This is a genomic window from Pseudomonas asturiensis, from assembly GCF_900143095.1.
Taxonomy (GTDB): Bacteria; Pseudomonadota; Gammaproteobacteria; order Pseudomonadales; family Pseudomonadaceae; genus Aquipseudomonas; species Aquipseudomonas asturiensis.
In genome coordinates this window covers 1-16,763 of record NZ_FRDA01000002.1, presented here as the reverse complement: position 1 = coordinate 16,763, position 16,763 = coordinate 1, and the positions used below count along the sequence as shown (strand labels likewise).

18 protein-coding genes and 1 tRNA gene are annotated in these 16,763 nt (G+C 57.9%); 13 read left to right on the top strand and 6 right to left on the bottom strand.

The window, feature by feature from the left end:
• The 8 genes from BUB69_RS03180 to BUB69_RS03145 all read left to right on the top strand — a co-directional run bounded on the left by BUB69_RS03180 (position 1) and on the right by BUB69_RS03145 (position 9,292).
• Positions 1-882 carry a branched-chain amino acid ABC transporter permease gene (locus BUB69_RS03180; protein ID WP_073162287.1) on the top strand — a complete coding sequence of 294 codons (882 nt, stop codon included), beginning with the start codon at positions 1-3 and terminating at the stop codon, positions 880-882.
• Between the two features lie 21 nt (positions 883-903).
• Positions 904-1,971 carry a branched-chain amino acid ABC transporter permease gene (locus BUB69_RS03175; protein WP_073162284.1) on the top strand — a complete coding sequence of 356 codons (1,068 nt, stop codon included), beginning with the start codon at positions 904-906 and terminating at the stop codon, positions 1,969-1,971.
• Positions 1,972-2,021: 50 nt separating this feature from the next.
• On the top strand, positions 2,022-3,353 hold the full coding sequence (locus BUB69_RS03170) for an ABC transporter substrate-binding protein (RefSeq protein WP_073163203.1): 1,332 nt from the start codon (positions 2,022-2,024) through the stop codon (positions 3,351-3,353).
• A gap of 5 nt (positions 3,354-3,358) precedes the next feature.
• On the top strand, positions 3,359-4,135 hold the full coding sequence (locus BUB69_RS03165) for an ABC transporter ATP-binding protein (RefSeq protein WP_073162282.1): 777 nt from the start codon (positions 3,359-3,361) through the stop codon (positions 4,133-4,135).
• A 186-nt stretch (positions 4,136-4,321) separates the two neighbouring features.
• The gene (locus BUB69_RS03160) at positions 4,322-5,524 is read left to right on the top strand and encodes an SfnB family sulfur acquisition oxidoreductase (RefSeq protein WP_073162280.1); all 1,203 of its coding nucleotides are present in this window, start codon (positions 4,322-4,324) and stop codon (positions 5,522-5,524) included.
• Between the two features lie 16 nt (positions 5,525-5,540).
• Positions 5,541-5,981: an acyl-CoA dehydrogenase gene (locus BUB69_RS03155; RefSeq protein WP_073162278.1), complete on the top strand. Its 441-nt coding sequence runs from the start codon at positions 5,541-5,543 to the stop codon at positions 5,979-5,981.
• 4 nt (positions 5,982-5,985) lie between these two features.
• Positions 5,986-7,371: an LLM class flavin-dependent oxidoreductase gene (locus tag BUB69_RS03150; RefSeq protein ID WP_073162276.1), complete on the top strand. Its 1,386-nt coding sequence runs from the start codon at positions 5,986-5,988 to the stop codon at positions 7,369-7,371.
• 199 nt (positions 7,372-7,570) lie between these two features.
• Entirely contained in the window at positions 7,571-9,292 is a 1,722-nt protein-coding gene (locus BUB69_RS03145) for a tannase/feruloyl esterase family alpha/beta hydrolase (protein WP_073162274.1), read from the top strand.
• 114 nt (positions 9,293-9,406) lie between these two features.
• Here BUB69_RS03145 and BUB69_RS03140 read toward each other — a convergent pair.
• Positions 9,407-9,480: transfer RNA gene (locus tag BUB69_RS03140), tRNA-Cys, on the bottom strand.
• 396 nt (positions 9,481-9,876) lie between these two features.
• Here BUB69_RS03140 and BUB69_RS03135 point away from each other — a divergent pair.
• Together BUB69_RS03135 and BUB69_RS03130 are read left to right on the top strand one after the other, a co-directional pair.
• Positions 9,877-11,145 (top strand): DUF2254 domain-containing protein, encoded by a 1,269-nt coding sequence (locus BUB69_RS03135; protein ID WP_073162272.1) that lies wholly within the window; start codon positions 9,877-9,879, stop codon positions 11,143-11,145.
• A 183-nt stretch (positions 11,146-11,328) separates the two neighbouring features.
• Positions 11,329-11,973 carry a lytic polysaccharide monooxygenase auxiliary activity family 9 protein gene (locus tag BUB69_RS03130; protein ID WP_073162270.1) on the top strand — a complete coding sequence of 215 codons (645 nt, stop codon included), beginning with the start codon at positions 11,329-11,331 and terminating at the stop codon, positions 11,971-11,973.
• Between the two features lies 1 nt (position 11,974).
• On the opposite strand, the gene BUB69_RS03125 is transcribed toward BUB69_RS03130, so the two are convergent.
• The 4 genes from BUB69_RS03125 to BUB69_RS03115 all read right to left on the bottom strand — a co-directional run bounded on the left by BUB69_RS03125 (position 11,975) and on the right by BUB69_RS03115 (position 14,107).
• A complete protein-coding gene (locus tag BUB69_RS03125; protein ID WP_073162268.1) occupies positions 11,975-12,244 on the bottom strand; it encodes a DUF6388 family protein in 270 nt (89 codons plus the stop codon).
• A 138-nt stretch (positions 12,245-12,382) separates the two neighbouring features.
• Positions 12,383-12,586, bottom strand: coding sequence for a hypothetical protein (locus tag BUB69_RS28420; RefSeq protein ID WP_141121817.1), 204 nt, complete (start codon positions 12,584-12,586; stop codon positions 12,383-12,385).
• A gap of 170 nt (positions 12,587-12,756) precedes the next feature.
• Positions 12,757-12,993, bottom strand: coding sequence for a hypothetical protein (locus tag BUB69_RS03120; protein ID WP_073162265.1), 237 nt, complete (start codon positions 12,991-12,993; stop codon positions 12,757-12,759).
• Between the two features lie 724 nt (positions 12,994-13,717).
• Entirely contained in the window at positions 13,718-14,107 is a 390-nt protein-coding gene (locus tag BUB69_RS03115) for a hypothetical protein (RefSeq protein WP_235986717.1), read from the bottom strand.
• A 313-nt stretch (positions 14,108-14,420) separates the two neighbouring features.
• On the opposite strand from BUB69_RS03115, the gene BUB69_RS03110 reads away from it, so the two are divergent.
• From BUB69_RS03110 to BUB69_RS28410, 3 genes are all read left to right on the top strand, one after another.
• Positions 14,421-14,747: a hypothetical protein gene (locus BUB69_RS03110; protein ID WP_073162262.1), complete on the top strand. Its 327-nt coding sequence runs from the start codon at positions 14,421-14,423 to the stop codon at positions 14,745-14,747.
• A gap of 1,050 nt (positions 14,748-15,797) precedes the next feature.
• Positions 15,798-16,001, top strand: coding sequence for a hypothetical protein (locus BUB69_RS03100; RefSeq protein ID WP_073162259.1), 204 nt, complete (start codon positions 15,798-15,800; stop codon positions 15,999-16,001).
• Positions 16,002-16,103: 102 nt separating this feature from the next.
• The gene (locus BUB69_RS28410) at positions 16,104-16,424 is read left to right on the top strand and encodes a hypothetical protein (RefSeq protein WP_141121816.1); all 321 of its coding nucleotides are present in this window, start codon (positions 16,104-16,106) and stop codon (positions 16,422-16,424) included.
• A gap of 132 nt (positions 16,425-16,556) precedes the next feature.
• On the opposite strand, the gene BUB69_RS03095 is transcribed toward BUB69_RS28410, so the two are convergent.
• A partial coding sequence (locus tag BUB69_RS03095) for a transposase (RefSeq protein ID WP_141121815.1) occupies positions 16,557-16,763 on the bottom strand: 207 nt, incomplete at its 5' end.

The window sequence follows — 16,763 nt, the reverse complement described above, 5'->3', positions numbered from 1 at the left end:
ATGGAATTTTTCTTTGAAGTGCTGATTGGCGGGTTGCTGGCCGGGGTGATGTATTCGCTGGTGGCGATCGGTTTCGTGCTGATCTACAAGGCCTCGGGCGTGTTCAACTTCGCTCAGGGTGCGATGGTACTGTTCGCCGCCCTGACGTTCGTCAGCCTGCTGGAGCGCGGTCTGCCGTTCGGCTGGGCGTTTCTGGCGACGCTGGCGAGCATGGTGGTGCTGGCGCTGCTGATCGAGCGGGTGGTGCTGCGGCCGCTGGTCAATCGTCCGCCGATCATCCTGTTCATGGCCACGCTGGGCCTGTCGTACATGATCGAGGGGCTGGCACAGGCGCTGTGGGGCGCGCAGGTCCACGGGCTGGATCTGGGCATCCCTGACGAGCCGCTTGAGATTCGCGGCATGTTGCTCTCGCAGTTCGACCTGTTCGCGGCAGGTACCGCTGCAGTGCTGGTCATCGCGTTGTCTGTCCTGTTCAACCTCACTCGTATCGGCCTGTCACTGCGCGCCGTAGCCGACGACCCGTTGGCCGCACAGGCGGTGGGCATTCGCCTGCCGCGCATCTGGGCAGTGGTCTGGGCGGTCGCCGGGTTTGTCGGGCTGGTGGCGGGACTGCTGTGGGGCGCGCGACTGGGTGTGCAGTTTTCCCTGTCGCTGGTGGTGCTCAAGGCGTTGCCGGTATTGATCATCGGCGGCTTCTCGTCCATCGGCGGCGCCATCGTGGGCGGCCTGATCATCGGCGCGGCCGAGAAGCTTGCGGAGATCTACATCGGCCCGATCATCGGCAGCGGTATCGAGAACTGGGTGCCGTACGTGCTGGCCCTGTTGTTTCTGTTGATGCGTCCCGCTGGCCTGTTCGGCGAGCGAGCCATCGAGCGCGTCTGACTTTCAACAAGGATCATCGTCATGCTTTATCGAGAAGCCGGACAACTGGCAGGCTCCTACGCCGCTGAACGTCGCCTCTTCCGTTTACGCCAAGACCGGATAGGGCTGTCGGCGTTGCTGGGATTTGCCTTTGTCATCGTGCCGCTTGCCGGCAACGATTACTGGTTGAGCGCGATTCTGGTGCCGTTTCTGGTGCTGTCCCTGGCAGGCCTCGGCCTGAACCTGCTGACCGGTTACGCCGGGCAGCTGTCGCTGGGTTCGGCAGCGTTCATGGCGGTCGGGGCGTTTGCCACCTATAACCTGCAGCTACGCGTGCCGGGTACGCCATTGCTGCTGGGGCTTGTCTTCGGTGGGCTGGTCGCGGCCTCCGTGGCGCTGCTGTTCGGGCTACCGAGTCTGCGCATCAAAGGCTTCTACCTGCTGGTGTCGACCCTGGCCGCGCAGTTCGTGGTCGAGTGGGTGTTGACGCGGTTCAGTTGGTTCACCCACGACAACGCGTCGGGCGTGATCACGTCGCCACCGCTGATCGTGGCCGGGATGGATTTCAGTTCACCCCAAGGCCGCTATCTGCTGACCCTGACGCTGGTGGTGGCGCTGTTCTGGCTGGCGAACAACCTGATCCGTAGCGAACTGGGTCGAACCTGGATGGCGGTGCGCGACATGGACACGGCCGCGGCGGTGATCGGTATCCGTTTGTTCAAGGCCAAGCTGCTGGCGTTCGCCATCAGTGGCTTTTATCTGGGTATCGCCGGTTCGCTGTGGGCGTTTGCCTATCTGGGGACCGTCGAGCCCCATGGTTTTGACCTGAACCGCTCCTTTCAGGTGCTGTTCATCATCATTATCGGCGGGCTGGGCAGTGTCTCCGGCAATTTCTTCGGTGCGGCGTTCATCGTGCTGCTGCCCATCCTGCTGGGGCATGTCAGCGCCTTGCTGCCCGCCGGACTGATCGACTCGGGGCAGCTGGAAAACCTCCAGAAAATGCTGTTTGGCGCACTGATCATCACCTTCCTGATCAAGGAGCCCGAAGGGCTGGCGCGCCTGTGGCAGAGGTTTCGCCAGCGTGCGCGGATCTGGCCGCTGCGCTACTGAACAGTGGCTCTCTCATTCATTACACCCTCAAACTGCTCAAGGATCTGCCCATGAAACCCCGAACATCCGTAGTACGCCTGATGCTGGCGCTGGCCCTGTTGACTGGCGGACTTGTATCGACCGTTCAAGCCGCCAACGAACAATATTTTCCGTTGCAAAGTTATCGGGTCGGGCCGTACGCGGCAGGTGGCACCGGTTTCTTCGGTGGCTTCATTGACTACCTGCAGTACGTCAACGCCCAGGGTGGGGTCAATGGCGTCAAGTTGACCTGGTCGGAGTGCGAAACCGAATACGTGGTGGAGAAGGGCGTCGAATGCTACGAACGCTTGAAAGGCGGGCTCAATGGCGCGCCAGCGGCGGCCACCAATCCGCTGTCGGTCGGCATCGCTTACGCCACGCTTGAACGCTCCACGGCAGACAAGCTGCCGCTGATCACCATCAACCACGGACGCACGGATTCCACCGACGGCAGTGTGTTCCCTTATGTATTCCCGTTGCAGTTGAATCCGTATTCCGAAGTGTCGGCCATCGTCAATTACATCGGCCAGCGCGAAGGCGGCCCTGAGTCGTTGAAGGGCAAGAAGATCGCCGTGCTCTATCACGGCTCGCCCTATGGCAAGGAAACCAATGGCGTACTGGAAACCCTGGCCAGCCATTACGGCTTCGAGCTGACGACTCTGGAGGTGCCGCATCCCGGCAACGAACAGCAATCGCAGTGGTTGAACATTCGTCGCCTCAAGCCGGATTGGGTGATCCTGCGCGGCTGGGGTGTGATGAACCCGGTGGCGTTGAAGTCGGCGCAGAAGGTCGGATTCCCGGTGGATCACATCATCGGCAACATCTGGAGCAACTCCGAAGAAGACGTGATTCCGGCAGGAGCCGCCGCCAAGGGCTTTATCTCGATCACCACACACCCGTCCGGCACTGACTTCCCGGTGTTGCAAGGCATCAAGAGCGCGGTGCTCGACAAGGGGCAAGGCAACCTGGCCGATGCCAAGCGGTTCGGCACCGTGTACTACAACCTTGGCGTGGTAAACGGCATTCTCAATGTCGAAGCGCTGCGCATCGCTCAGGCCCGTTTCGGCAATCAACCACTGACCGGGGAGCAGGTGCGCTGGGGCTTCGAACATTTGAATCTCGACGATGCTCGCCTGCAGGCATTGGGTGCCAAGGGGCTGGTGCAACCGCTGAAGCTGTCCTGCGCTGATCATGAGGGCGGCGGTGCAGTGCGTTTTCAGCAGTGGGACGGGCAGCGCTGGAACCTGATCAGTGACTGGGTGCAGGCCGACCGTGCCTTGTTGCGCCCGATCATCGAAGCCTCCGCCGCGCAATACGCCAAGGAAAAAGGCATCACGCCACGCAACTGCAGTCAGGAGCAATAAGGCCCATGAGCTCGATCCCCCACGCCAGTCGGTCTGCCGATGTTCTGCTGTCAGTGGAGCAGGTCGAGGTGTTCTACGAACAATCCATCCTCGCCTTGCGCGGGATCAGCCTGCAGGTCCGGCAGGGCCAGATGGTTGCGTTGCTGGGTGCCAACGGGGCGGGCAAAAGCACCACCCTCAAGGCAATTTCCAGTCTGGTTCGGGCCGAACGCGGTGAGGTAGTGAGTGGCCGGATTCAGTATCAGGGCCAGGCGATCACCACCCGCGATCCCTCTGTGCTGGTCCGTAACGGGCTGGCGCAGGTGCTGGAGGGCAGGCATTGCTTCACGCACCTGAGTGTCGAACAGAACCTGCTGGTCGGTGCCTTTGTCGCCAAGCCTTCGCGGGCCGAGCTTCACGCGCGACTGGACAAGGTCTACGGCTACTTTCCACGGCTGAAGCTGTTGCGCAAGCGCCTGACCGGCTACACCTCGGGCGGCGAGCAGCAGATGGTGGCTATCGGGCGAGCGCTGATGTCAGGACCTCGTCTGTTGCTGCTGGACGAACCGTCCATGGGGCTGGCACCGCAGGTGGTGGAAGAGATCTTCGACATTCTGGGGCGGCTGAACCAGGAAGAAGGGCTTAGCCTGCTGGTCGCCGAGCAGAATATCAGCCTTGCACTGGCGCACGCGCACTACGCCTATGTGCTGGAGAACGGGCGAGTGGTCGAGTCCGGAACCGCAACGAAGCTGGCCGGGCGTGAGGACATCCACCACCACTACCTGGGCGCAGCAGCGCATTGATTGTGCTGCTGTACGTCCAGCAACAGCGTTCGAACAATTTGCTTGTGCGAACGCGCATTCGACTTTAAGAGAATGGTTTAACCCGTTGTAAATAAAAGAAAGACATGTTCCGGCATGGCCTGTGCAATACCTGAATCCTGTGCGTTGATCCGTTTTCAACTTGTTGCCCATGATCAGGAACCTGCCATGACTCAAACTATTGCCCGCCCGCCGAGGGCGCATGTCATTGCCTCGGATGCAGAGGCCATCGAGGTCGCCAGAGCGCTTGCTCTGCGGTTTGCCGAAGACGCTTCGGTGCGCGACCGCGAGCGTCGTCTGCCCGTGGCGGAACTGGATGAATTCTCCGCCAGCGGTCTGTGGGCGATCACCGTTCCCAAGGTGTACGGCGGTGCCGGAGTGTCTTATGTCACCGTTGCCGAAGTGATCAAGATCATCTCTGCAGCCGATCCGTCGCTGGGACAGATTCCGCAAAATCATCTCGGCATTCTCGACATCCTGTTGCAAACCGGCACCGAAGAGCAGAAGCGCCATTACTTCGCCAAGGCACTGGCGGGTTATCGCTTCGGCAATGCGTTTTCGGAATCGAAAAGCAAGAACGCAGGGGCTTTTCAGACCCGTATCCGTTTTGACGGCGAGCATGCTGTGGTGGACGGTGAAAAGTTCTACTGCACCGGTGCCTTGTTCGCCCATATTGTGCCGGTCGTGGGCGTCGATGAGCAGGACAGGGCATTCATTGCGTTTGTAGAGCGCGACAACCCCGGCCTGACCATCATCGACAGCTGGGACGGCTTCGGTCAGCGCACCACGGCCAGCGGCGGTGCCGTCCTGAAGGCTGTGAGGGTGCCCGTGAGTGCGGTAATTCCGGCCCACCGGGCATTCGATGAGCCCACGGCCCACGGACCGATCTCGCAGATCATCCAGGCGGCGGTCGACACCGGCATCGCCCACGGCGCATTCGAGGAAACCCTCAAACATGCGCGACTGGCGCGGCCGTGGATCGACAGCAAACTGGACTTCGGCTGGCAGGACCCTTACAGCATTGCCACCGTCGGCGATCTGCAATGGCGGCTGCACGGCACCGACGCAATCCTCACCAAGGCCGGGCAGGCCATCGATCAGGCGCTGGCCGCTCCCAGTGAAGCCAGCGTTGCGCACGCCTCAGTGGTGGTCGCCCAGGCCAAGGTGTTGTCGGCGCAGATCGCTTTGCTGATCAGCAGCAAGCTGTTCGAACTGGCCGGCACCCGCTCGGTGCTGGGCTCGCTGAATCTGGACCGCCATTGGCGCAACGCCAGAACCCACACCCTGCACGATCCCGCCCGCTGGAAATACCACCTGATCGGCAATCGCATACTCAACGGCATTGCGCCGCCGCGCCATGCCTGGAACTGAATCAAGGAGCACTCATTTGTCTCATTGCGCTATCACCACTCAACTGGCGGTCGCCGCCGAAGACCTTAACCATGCCCGCCAGGGGCTGCAGCAGACCCTCGATTACCTGCGTGAACAGGGCCAGCCCTGGGCCCTCAGCGATGTGCAGAGGCTCGTCGAGGATCCCTACGTGATCGGCAAGGTCGGCGATCTGCAGATTCGTCTCGACGTCGCCGCTGCGTTGCTGGAGCGCGCGGAGGCGTTTGATGGTTCGCCCGAGCAGCGTCTGATCGCCAGTACTGAAGCCGTTATTGCCAGCGCCGATGCCTTGCTGGCCGTGGACACCATCCAGCACGAGCTGACCGGTCAGCGTCAGTCCTTGCCGCCGCAGACCGGTCGCGAACCGCTGCGCTGGCACTATCAGGTACTCGGCAATCATCGCCTCAATGGTGTTGCGCCGCCTCAGCTTCAGGAGTGACCGCATGTCCCGTCAAATTCGCCTCAACGCGTTCGACATGAACTGCGTGGGCCATCAATCACCGGGCCTTTGGGCTCATCCGCGTGACCGCTCCTGGCAATACAAGGACCTGGAATACTGGACCGATCTGGCGAAGATTCTGGAGCGCGGCAAGTTCGACGGCCTGTTCATCGCCGATGTCCTGGGCATCTACGATGTGTATCGCGGCAATGGCGAGGCCGCGATACGCCAGGCCACGCAGGTGCCGGTCAACGATCCACTGCAATTGATCCCGCCCATGGCGCTGGTTACCGAGCATCTGGGCTTCGGACTGACGGCGTCGCTGTCCTTCGAACACCCGTACCCGTTCGCCCGACGCCTTTCGACACTGGATCACCTGACCAAGGGCCGGGCAGGGTGGAACATCGTGACCTCCTACCTTGAAAGCGGCGCAAAGAACCTCGGCCAGAAAACCCTGACTGAACATGATGCGCGCTATGACTTTGCCGAGGAATACCTGGAGGTCTGCTACAAGCTCTGGGAAGGCAGCTGGGAAGAGGGCGCGATTCTGCGTGATCGCGAGCGGCGCGTGTTCAGCGACCCGAGCAAAATTCATGAGATCCGTCACGTCGGCAAGCACTTTCAAGTGCCCGGCATCCACCTCTGCGAACCCTCACCGCAACGCACGCCTGTGCTGTATCAGGCGGGTGCATCCAGCCGGGGCAAGCAGTTTGCCGCCGAGCATGCCGAGTGTGTATTCGTCGCAGCGCCCTCCAGGGTGCTGCTTAAGAAAGTCGTCGCCGACATACGCCGCCGCACGGCCGAGGCGGGTCGTGATCCGTCCAGTGTGCTGATCTTCAACCTGCAGACCGTGATCCTTGGCGAAACCGATGCCAAGGCGAAAGCCAAATTTGAGGAGTACAAGAGCTGGGTGAGTTACGAGGGCGCGATGGCGTTGATTTCCGGCTGGACCGGCATCGACTTCAGTCAGTTCAGGGCCGATGAGCCGCTCAGGCATGTGCACACCAACGCGATTCAATCGGCAGTCGAAACCTTTTCGACCGCAGACCCTGACACCGTCTGGACCCCGCAGGCCCTGGCCGACTGGGTCGGCATCGGCGGCTTCGGCCCGTTGTTTGTCGGCAGCCCGGAAACGGTCGCCGACCTGCTGCAGGAGTGGGTCGAAGACACTGACGTCGACGGCTTCAACCTGGCCTACGCGCTGACCCACGAAACCTTCATCGATGCAGTTGATTTGCTGGTGCCGGAGTTGCAGAAGCGCGGTGTCTACAAGACTGAGTACGCTCAAGGGACTTTGCGCGAGAAGCTGTTCGACAGCGGGCCGCGTCTGCAAGCGCCTCATCCGGGGGCTGCGTTTCGTGACCTGGCGGCTCTGCGTAGCGCTTCATAGCCGTGCTGTAATGTCATGGCGGCTATGAAACATTGAGAACATTGTTTACAAAATCCCGGGCACTGGGTAGACCCAATCAAGGTTTAAGCGGCTAACCTTTGAATCGAAAAGCCGCTTAAACGTTTTATCTAAACCTGCTGCGCGACCTGGCCCTTGCGGTCCGCGCAGCAGTCTTGATTCGTCATGAACAGGAGTTCTCATGAAACCGACGATGCCAAGTCGTTTCAGCGTGTTTGCGCTATTGGCCGCCTCTCTTTTTACGCTGACCCCAGCGCTCGCCGGAACGCCGTCCTCGACCGTTACCGATAACATCGCCCAACTGCCGGTGGTCAAGCCGGTGACCGCCTGCGCTGCGCTGACCCAGGTCGATCTGAGCGATATCGGTGGCTCCGGCAGCCGCGTGGTGTCCGCCAACGATTCCAGTCGCGACGGGGTAGCGATCTGTTCAGTGGAGGGGCTGTTGGCACCGCAGATCGGTTTCAAACTGGAGTTGCCGACCTCCACCTGGGCGCAACGCTACCTGCAGGTCGGTTGCGGCGGCTTTTGTGGGCATAGCGATTCAAGGCCGGGCGTTGCCGATCACTGCAAGCCACTCCAGGCGGGTGCATTTGCCGTGGCATCTACCGATATGGGTCACAAGACGGTAGACACAACCTTTGGCGACGACCCGCAGAAGCGCGCGGACTTCGCCCATCGCGGCGTGCACCTCACGGCAGTGGCGTCGAAGAAGCTGATCAACGCGTTTTATGGCCGCAAGGCCGAGTACGCCTATTTCACAGGCTGCTCGGACGGTGGTCGTGAGGCACTGATCGAGGCGCAGCGCTACCCGGACGATTTCAACGGGATCATCGCCGGTGCACCGGCGCTGAATTTTCAGGTGCAAAAGGTGTTCTTTCACGGGTGGATGGCCCGCGCCAACACAGATCCCGATGGCAAGCCGATTCTTCTCGCGTCTCGCCTGCCGATCCTGCACAAGGCCGTTCTGGCGCAGTGCGACGTGCTGGACGGTCAGATTGACGGGCTGATCGCGGATCCGCGAATCTGCCAGTTCGATCCCTCCACTGTGGAGTGCAAAGCGTCTGCTGACACCCGCAAATGTCTCACTGCGAAGGAAGTCGCAGCGGTAAAGCGTATCTACGACGGGCCGAAAGACCCGGTCAGTGGCGAGCGCCTGATCATAGGGGGACCACAGCCAGGGTCGGAATTGGCATGGGCGGGTCTGTTTGTGCCGGTTTCTGCCGAGCGGCCGATGGTCAGTGAACAGATCGCCACGCAGTCCATTCGCAGCCTGGTGTTTGAAAAAAATCCCCCCGCAGACTTCAAACTGGCTGATCTGCACTTCGACAAAAACACCTTCGAACAACTGCGCCCGCTACACGCCCTTTATGACGCAACCAACCCCGACCTTTCGCCCTTTGTCCAGCGCGGCGGCAAGCTGATTCTCTGGCATGGCTGGGCCGATCCGCAGGTCTCACCGCTCAATACCCTGGCCTACCATGAGGCGGTCGAAGCTTACATGGGCAAGGCGCGCACTGAATCGTTTACACGGCTATACATGCTGCCCGGTGTCTACCATTGCGGCGCCGGGGAAGGGCCGAGCGAGGTGGACCTGCTGACACCGATCATGTCTTGGGTCGAAAAAGGTCATGCGCCAGATGCCATTGTCACGCGTCAGCATCAGCCGACGCAGGTCAGCAAAGCCGTTGCGTCTAGCCTGCCGGCTTTCATGACCCGGGAAGATATCTCTAACCGGGGTCGCACGCGCAAGGTGTTCCCGTATCCAGACATGGCCGAGTTCGACCACAAGGGCTATGCGAAGCGCGCCAGCAGCTATCAGCGCTCGGTACCGCTGACGACTGGCAACACACCGAAATGGATCGGAAGCGAGTTGTTCAAGCCTTATGAGCCTTTACAGCGCTAGGCGTGCAAGACTGTGATCAGATCAAATGGGACGCCCAGCGTCCCGCGTTGAATGTTCGTGTTTTTGCAGGCAATAAAAAACCCCGTCAATCATGATTGACGGGGTTTTCAAGAGTGGAGGCCGAGGTCGGAATCGAACCGGCGTAGGCGGATTTGCAATCCGCTGCATAACCATTTTGCTACTCGGCCTCAAACATCCGATGCGTTACAACTGCATCAAACGTAGTAAACATTTCGGAAGAAAATATTCTTTGTCTTCCAACCCGTTGAATCTAAAGGGTTTTTTTCAATTCCCCAGTCGGGAATGGACGCAATTCTGTACCGGTTCGAATGGCATGTCAAGAACGGGGAGAAAATAATTCACTGAGCGTGGTAAGCGGCTGGGTGTGTTCGTCGACCGGATCACGCCGCATCAGCGTATAGATGCGGTGCGTGTTCACAGCCGACAGCAAGGCCGGTAATCACACGCATTGGATGCGTGGAATTATCCATGCAGGGCAAAGCTCCAAGTTTCTGGCGTGCCCATGCAGGGTGTGAAACCGGACCGATGCGTATCGAGTCTCAACGAAAACGAAGGAGCAATGAATGAACGCACGGTGGCATTGGGCGCTTAGAGCCGTACTGAAGCAGCTCTGGTTTCGGGCGACCGTGTTCTCGGTTCTAGGCATTCTGAGCGCATTGTTAGCGGTTGTGTTCAAGGATTATGTGCCGCAATCGTTGTCGACGGTCGTCGGCTCTGACGCGGTCGACAAGATTCTCGGCATTCTGGCTTCAAGCATGCTCGCTGTCACGACGTTTTCCCTCAGCACGATGGTGTCTGCGTATGGTTCAACCAGCAGTGGCGTCACGCCACGTGCGACCACGCTGATGATGGAAGATGCAACCACTCAGAACGCACTCGCTACGTTCATAGGTTCCTTCCTGTTCAGTCTGGTCGGTATCATCGCTTTGAGCACAGGCGTTTACGGAAGCGGAGGGCGGGCATTGCTGTTCGGCGTGACCATTGCCGTAATTGTCATCATCGTCTATACGCTGTTGCGCTGGATCGACCATCTTTCCCGATTGGGGCGCATAGGCGAAACGATTGATCTGGTTGAAAACGCAACGAGCGCGGCGATCAAAAACCGAAGCGAGTGGCCCAATATGGGGGCGTGCGTTCATCCCGGCGTGGTTCCTGGCAACGGACTGGCCGTGAACGCTGTTGAAACCGGTTATGTTCAGCATCTCGACATCAAGGCCTTGATCCATGTCGCTGAGCACTCAGATGTCGCGCTCTATGTCGACGTTGTTCCGGGCAGCTTTGTGACCGAAGGCGAGCCGCTCGTCTGGCTGGTCCCGCACTCAGCGTCTGGTACTCGCGATCTGGAGAAGCGCATCCGCTCGGCATTTACCCTAGGCATACGCAGGACGTTCGAACACGACCCAAGGTTCGGGCTGTCGGTGCTAGCCGAAATTGCGTCCAGAGCGCTGTCTCCCGCCGTCAACGATCCTGGCACTGCAATCGATGTACTGGGCAGGGGTGTCAGGACACTCGGTTGCTGGCAGCGCAACAGTACGCAGTTCGAGTCTAAACAGCCTGTCTGTTGCAATGTGTTCATACGCTCGCTCGACACCCGCGACCTGTTCGACGACTTCTTCTCGCCCATCGCCCGTGACGGTGCTGCGCTGATCGAAGTGAATGTACGCTTTTTGAAAGCACTGGGCAGTCTGGTGCGGTTGAATCCGGCGTTCGTCGGTACTGCCAGTCGTCATGCAGATCACCTGTTGCAACACGCCGGGCATGCGCTGGTGCTGGATGAGGAGAAAGAGAGGTTGCGCATATTGGCGGGAGAGCTTGGATTGGTGAGGCGCTGATCAATGGAAAGTGAGCCCCCGTCGATGACTGACAGCGCTGTCGAGTGCTCAACGTTGACGGTCTTGCTTGATTTGATACAGGACCCGTTACTGGCAGAGTTGTGAGGTGGTCAACTGTCTGGAGTAGGCGCTTCATTCACTAGGCAGGTCATGCAGATCTGATCCAATGATGAGGGCACGGACATGAATGATGACAGAAACACTCGGCAACCCAGGCATGGTTGGGTGGACACACCACCCAGTCGCGGCTCACGAGCCATGGAGCTTGGTTTTTTGCTGAAGTGGGAAGTCGCGGAAATGGAAGGGGGTAAAAACTTTCCTGATACCGTGGGTGGTAAATTCCGGTATTTTGAAGGCGATGTGGAGAGCGCGACGCCGCCTCGTGACGGATTCATTTTGAGCGGTGGGCATGAGGACGGATACCGTGAGGACTTGAATCTGACCAACGCTGAGCTGCTCGTAAAGTACCCAGCCAGCATTCCAGGGTGGGTTGTCCTGCCGGTTGAAAAGGGCACCGAGTTCAAGGTCCACTGGGAGTACATGGCGACACACGTCACACGCGGCTATCGTTGGTTTATCACTAAAGACAACTGGGATGAGAGCGTGCGTATCACACGTGACCAACTCGACCCTGGCCCCTTTGCCGAATGGATAAACCCGGATAAGCCTTTTCATCAAGGCATGGAACCTCTTAAAGACTTGTCAGTGACGCTTCCAGACAAAACAGGGCATCACGTCATAATTCTGCTCTGGATCGTTGCTGATACGGGTAACGCGTTCTATCAGGCTTTTGACGTCAACTTTGTCGAGCCCGCATCCAAATCCTGACTCAACTCGCCAACCGCATCCGACGTTCTTCGCGCAGTTGCTCCAATTCCGCAGGCGTACGCGCGATAAGCCGTAATGCAAAATCATGAGGTGTCGTATCGCGTTCCTGTGCAGCCCGCAGGAACGCAGACCGGGCATGTTCGGCGCGACGCTCGCTGATGAACAGGCCGCCGGGATGACGGTTGAAGTTGGCCAGTTCCTGCCGAAGCTGTTCATTGCGGCGGATAAAGATTTCCAGCGCCTGGCTGACCTGAGTGTCCGAAAAAGGCATGCGTTTCTCTCCATGAAATATCGACCGATACCTCTATCGGCGGACCTGAGCAAATGTTGTGTGCAGTTCGTCGGCGACGGTTTCTTCCAGGCTCGAAAAGGCCTGTGGAGGTTGGCGCCGACGTGCGGGTTTATCCACTCAGAGTGAGTAGTGGGTTGCCTGCGCCTGACTTTCGTTGAGGGCAGCGATGGCATGCACCGGCATTTGCTCGACGACAGGGAACGACGGCGCTTCGAATACCTGCGCAACGGTCGTGCAGAGCGCGTTCAATCGAGCCGACTCTGCTTCCAGTGCTAATGTGTTTCTCGCGTGGTTCGCTGCGATTTCACTGAGAGTTGACACGATACATCTCCTGATGACTGATCGGCGCATTGCTGCATTCCAGAGGGCTCGGACGTCAGAATTACAGCGCTCCGACGTCGTTAACGTCTGCACTGCAAGCAGCGAGCCATATGGCGCACCGGTCGGCGCCAAAGCTCACTGTCACGGAGTCTTAGTCCCGGTAAAACGCCTTACTGCTTGCGAGCTTCAGCCATCTTACGTTCCATCGCCTGGTTGAAGAGGTTGTCGAGCGCGTCAATATCACGAGGGCGCAATGTTCCGAGAAAGCCCAGGCCGATCAGAAAACCTTCAGTCACCCCGCCCGCAGTCGCCAATTCCAGCAAACCGTCGGACTGCTCGACGCGTCGCACGAGCTCTGCTGCCTGCGCCTTTATCTCCGGCGCGATGTCCATCTCCTCAAGTTTCATAGGTGCGTACCTGTTGTTGCTTGCAGACTGAGAACTCAGGCTAACAGTCTGCGGGGCATTACGCACAACGTGGCTTGCACGCGTTGTCATAACGCCGGTTTTTGTGAGTGCGGGACTAAGGGGCTAGCGTTTGGGGTGGGGCGTCTGGTCTGAAACGCCAGAAGCCCAGCACCGCACCTATTCACTCAGCACCGCAGCAATCAGCGACAGGTGCGTGAGATTTCTGCACAGGAGGATCAGCACATGCTTGAGGCGGCTTGAGCACTTGAGCAAGGCGCAGTCTGAAATAGCCGCTCAAAGTATTTGAAATGGCACGTCGCCATGTTGCATCATCCGCTCACCCTTTTACTCCTGCGCTTTTGAGGGGTAAGTCGAATAGCCTCGCCAGATCATCCTGCCGGGGCTTTGTCGTCTTCGGCTTAGGAGAAAGCTATGTCTAGAGCACAACGACGACACGACACGCGCCGCATAAAGGCCAGATTTTACGCCAAGCAAAAGGCATATGAGTGCTGGACGACCAGCGAGAGGAATGCCGGTCTTTTTGCAAATCATGGAAAGGTTTGTTCATGCTGGATGTGCGGTAACCCAAGAAAGCTGGGATTGCTGACCCTTCAGGAGCAGCGTGTCGCGATCTGCGACAGCGAATGAATGAAAACCCAGCCAGCGCGCTGGGTTTTTTATGCCTGCGTTTTTACTCACCTAACAGGATGGCCGCATTCTGCGGTCAGAAATCCTTGCTTTTGAACGTCTGATCCCCTGACTGATCGTTGCTTATCGTCAGCATGCTGTTTTTTACGGCATAAGTCGTCAAGGCATCACCCTCCGAATATTGCTTTCTCCAGCGGCCCCATTCGCCAGTGTCAGTCAAGAAAGTAGACCAGACTACGCGTGTCTCACTCACTTGGCATCGATACTTAAAAGAGTCTCCGTCCGGTCGCTTGTAATAAATAACAGGATATGGCGATGAGCTTTCGGTCTTCATGCTCTTCGTAGGGCGGCCCATTTCGACCGAAATGGCGGCCTTACATATTTCTGCCGGACTGAAATCTGCGGCTTGGGCAGGAAGGGTAGAGAATGCAATGAAAGCAGGCAGCGCGAGAGTTATTTTAAGCATGGTTCGTCCGTGACATCTGATTAATGGCGAAGAGCTTTATAGCGCTTAGCGTGGAGCACCGCCACATAGGCCATGTGAGTTTTACTAGAACTCCCTCGCAACCTTTGATCACCGCTTTTACCCAGGACCTCTCAAACGACCTCATATCGCATTCCCCGTTACCTTAGTGGGCCTTTGTATTTCCGAGAGTCAATGTCGCAATCGTTCAACTGCCATAGACCAGCGGTTGGCTGTAGATAGAGCCTGGACGCGTGCGGCGCGTGCGCCGGTGCTCCAGCCGTCGAGGTCGGCAAACAGGTCAATCGCTTCGGTAATGTGGGCTGCTTTCAGCCGAGTGGCACCGGGACGAGTCGAGGTTTGGTTTATTACCATCCTGCTGCTTTCCGGCGGCGCGATGCTTGGATTTCAGATCTCCCAATGGAGGTTGGCCAACTGGTGCGCCGCTCAAGTCGCCAAGGTGCACCGGGGTTACGACGAAGCGACCCTTCAGCGCGAGATGCGGCTGAACAAACTGGCCAAGTCCGCGACCGAAGCAGGTGTAAAGGTTGAGGTTGCGGCAGGCAAGGCCACTGAAGCGGCAGAGGTAGCCAGCAAGACAGCCGACAAGGTCAACGGGGCGGTAGGGCGGCAGACGCCGTAGCGCGCCACAAATTCGATAGCTGCCATTTCGTGGCGCGGGGTGACCATGACCTAGAAGAACTGGATGGTCAGCGCTACCGGCCACAAATCATTCCCGATGATTCCGCTAGGGCAGAGCAGGTAACGTCAGCCCAATTTAACTGACTTGTTTGGTTGATTCACTTTGATGGTTGGAGGCGCAGACCTCTGGATTGCTTAGGCAGGCTATCCGTGTACACGCTTGACGTGCCGTGTCTTCTAGCAAGCGCGGGCAAACAAGCTGCTGGTGCTGAAGCGTTACTTCGCGGCGAGTGAAGGAAACTGCTTTGTTCCACCTGACATTAGCGACTTTCCACTGCTTGAGTAGCCCAAGAATTTCCCGTAGCGCTGGTAGCGGAAGAGAGCTGCCTGCGCATGCTCCTGCATGAGTGATCGCGATCTTCAGTGCCAGAGAGGAATCCATGTTAGGTGCTGGGACTGTTACCGTCCGCTTGGTTTTTCCGACTAGATAATGAATTTCATAAGTGTTCTGCATCTTCGCCACCAGCCTTGGGCTAACTGATCTCAGCTTGTGCCTAATGGCCGAAGGGGCATTGATCCACGTCAATGGAAATCGCCCTGATGCATGTATCGGTGACGAGTCATCCAGGGCTATCACTACTCCGGGCGACCGTACTGGTCGATCTGGCTGCGTTGCACGGTTGGGTAGGCCAAAGACATACCGGGCATGTGACTCACTCCAGCAGACCATTAGCAGGCTCTACCGGCAGGCCGGTATCAAGCAGGGATGACCGCACAGCGGCAGACGGTCTTTGGCCATACTTGCCTAGACCTGAGCAAGCCCTATTTGACCGTCGACCTAGCGACAATTCGATATGCACCCGGGGTTGCGCTGGCATAGCGATATCAGTAATGCTTGTTGAATCCATCTTTGCGCAGAAATCAGTGGCGACCTTATGAACTATCGCGTCGAGTTGGATGCAGCCCTGCCCGTTTAACCGATCTGCCCCGGTATGTCGGGGTTCAGGATAGTAGATGCTTCATCGTGCCAGGAAGTACGAATGAAATCGTAATGGCAAGCCTGGAGGAGTTACGTCAGGGCCTTGCAGTACACATGCGCGAGCCTGGCTTCTACGTAGCGGCAGTTGTGGGTGTCGATAATCATGCTTCGCAGAAGGTTACTGCACGCACCCTATGCAATACGCCAGATGCGATTGATGGACAGCGGATCTGGTTTACCTGCACTGCATTACATCAAACGGATGGTCTGAAGTGATAATTCCATAAAGTTCGCCCAATGCGAGCCTACCCATTGTCTAGCAAGGAGCGCTATAAAAGCGTAAGCCTACGATAGCCGGTTAACGTATAGGGAGCGTTTATGTTTTTATTGAGAGTTTTTAAAGTGATAGGTTGCTTGATTATTTTAGTATGGGTTTTATTTTCGGTACTTGGGTCTTTGGTGTTTTTGTTGCTTGCTTCATATGACGATCGTCGTACTCCGGATGATTTTGTGTTAATAGTAAAGCCGCATGCTTTTCAGAGCGGAAGACTCGAATACTTCACAAGAAAAGGCGGCGGTGATACGGAAAGCTGCAAAGTGCCTATTGACTCGCATATGGTTTATCCCGTGGGTAGCAAAATTTTAGTGTCAGTAAGTATTTTTTCCGGGTCATGCACACTTACAGCGTTGATTGAATAAAATGTCTAGGGATGCTCCGATCAACTTGCTGCGCAGCGGCGGCGAGTCGCAATTTGCCCGGCACCCAGCGCTATTTTCTGAAAATGGCCTGATGCAGCGCGCGTTGAGGGCGTTTCCGCCCGGTTTTCCGTGTTAAACGCGCAACTCACCCATACCCATCAGCTGTTTTCGAGCCATCCACAGATTCGACAGGGCGAACAGCGTGGTCAGCTGAGCTGTGTTTTTCATCAGCCCACGAAAGCGCACTTTCACGTAGCCAAACTGACGCTTGATTACGCGAAACGGATGCTCGACCTTGGCCCGTGTCTGAGCTTTGCAGTACTCGATCTTGCGCTTGGC

Coding starts and splice junctions, on each gene's coding strand:
- BUB69_RS03175 (WP_073162284.1), top strand. CDS start 904: ATGCTTTATCGAGAAGCCGGACAACTGGCAGGCTCCTACGCCGCTGAA.
- BUB69_RS03130 (WP_073162270.1), top strand. CDS start 11,329: ATGAATGATGACAGAAACACTCGGCAACCCAGGCATGGTTGGGTGGAC.
- BUB69_RS03120 (WP_073162265.1), bottom strand. CDS start 12,993: ATGAAACTTGAGGAGATGGACATCGCGCCGGAGATAAAGGCGCAGGCA.
- BUB69_RS03110 (WP_073162262.1), top strand. CDS start 14,421: ATGTGGGCTGCTTTCAGCCGAGTGGCACCGGGACGAGTCGAGGTTTGG.
- BUB69_RS03150 (WP_073162276.1), top strand. CDS start 5,986: ATGTCCCGTCAAATTCGCCTCAACGCGTTCGACATGAACTGCGTGGGC.
- BUB69_RS03180 (WP_073162287.1), top strand. CDS start 1: ATGGAATTTTTCTTTGAAGTGCTGATTGGCGGGTTGCTGGCCGGGGTG.
- BUB69_RS03135 (WP_073162272.1), top strand. CDS start 9,877: ATGAACGCACGGTGGCATTGGGCGCTTAGAGCCGTACTGAAGCAGCTC.
- BUB69_RS03160 (WP_073162280.1), top strand. CDS start 4,322: ATGACTCAAACTATTGCCCGCCCGCCGAGGGCGCATGTCATTGCCTCG.
- BUB69_RS03165 (WP_073162282.1), top strand. CDS start 3,359: ATGAGCTCGATCCCCCACGCCAGTCGGTCTGCCGATGTTCTGCTGTCA.
- BUB69_RS03125 (WP_073162268.1), bottom strand. CDS start 12,244: ATGCCTTTTTCGGACACTCAGGTCAGCCAGGCGCTGGAAATCTTTATC.
- BUB69_RS03145 (WP_073162274.1), top strand. CDS start 7,571: ATGAAACCGACGATGCCAAGTCGTTTCAGCGTGTTTGCGCTATTGGCC.
- BUB69_RS03170 (WP_073163203.1), top strand. CDS start 2,022: ATGAAACCCCGAACATCCGTAGTACGCCTGATGCTGGCGCTGGCCCTG.
- BUB69_RS03115 (WP_235986717.1), bottom strand. CDS start 14,107: ATGCTTAAAATAACTCTCGCGCTGCCTGCTTTCATTGCATTCTCTACC.
- BUB69_RS28410 (WP_141121816.1), top strand. CDS start 16,104: ATGTTTTTATTGAGAGTTTTTAAAGTGATAGGTTGCTTGATTATTTTA.
- BUB69_RS03100 (WP_073162259.1), top strand. CDS start 15,798: ATGGCAAGCCTGGAGGAGTTACGTCAGGGCCTTGCAGTACACATGCGC.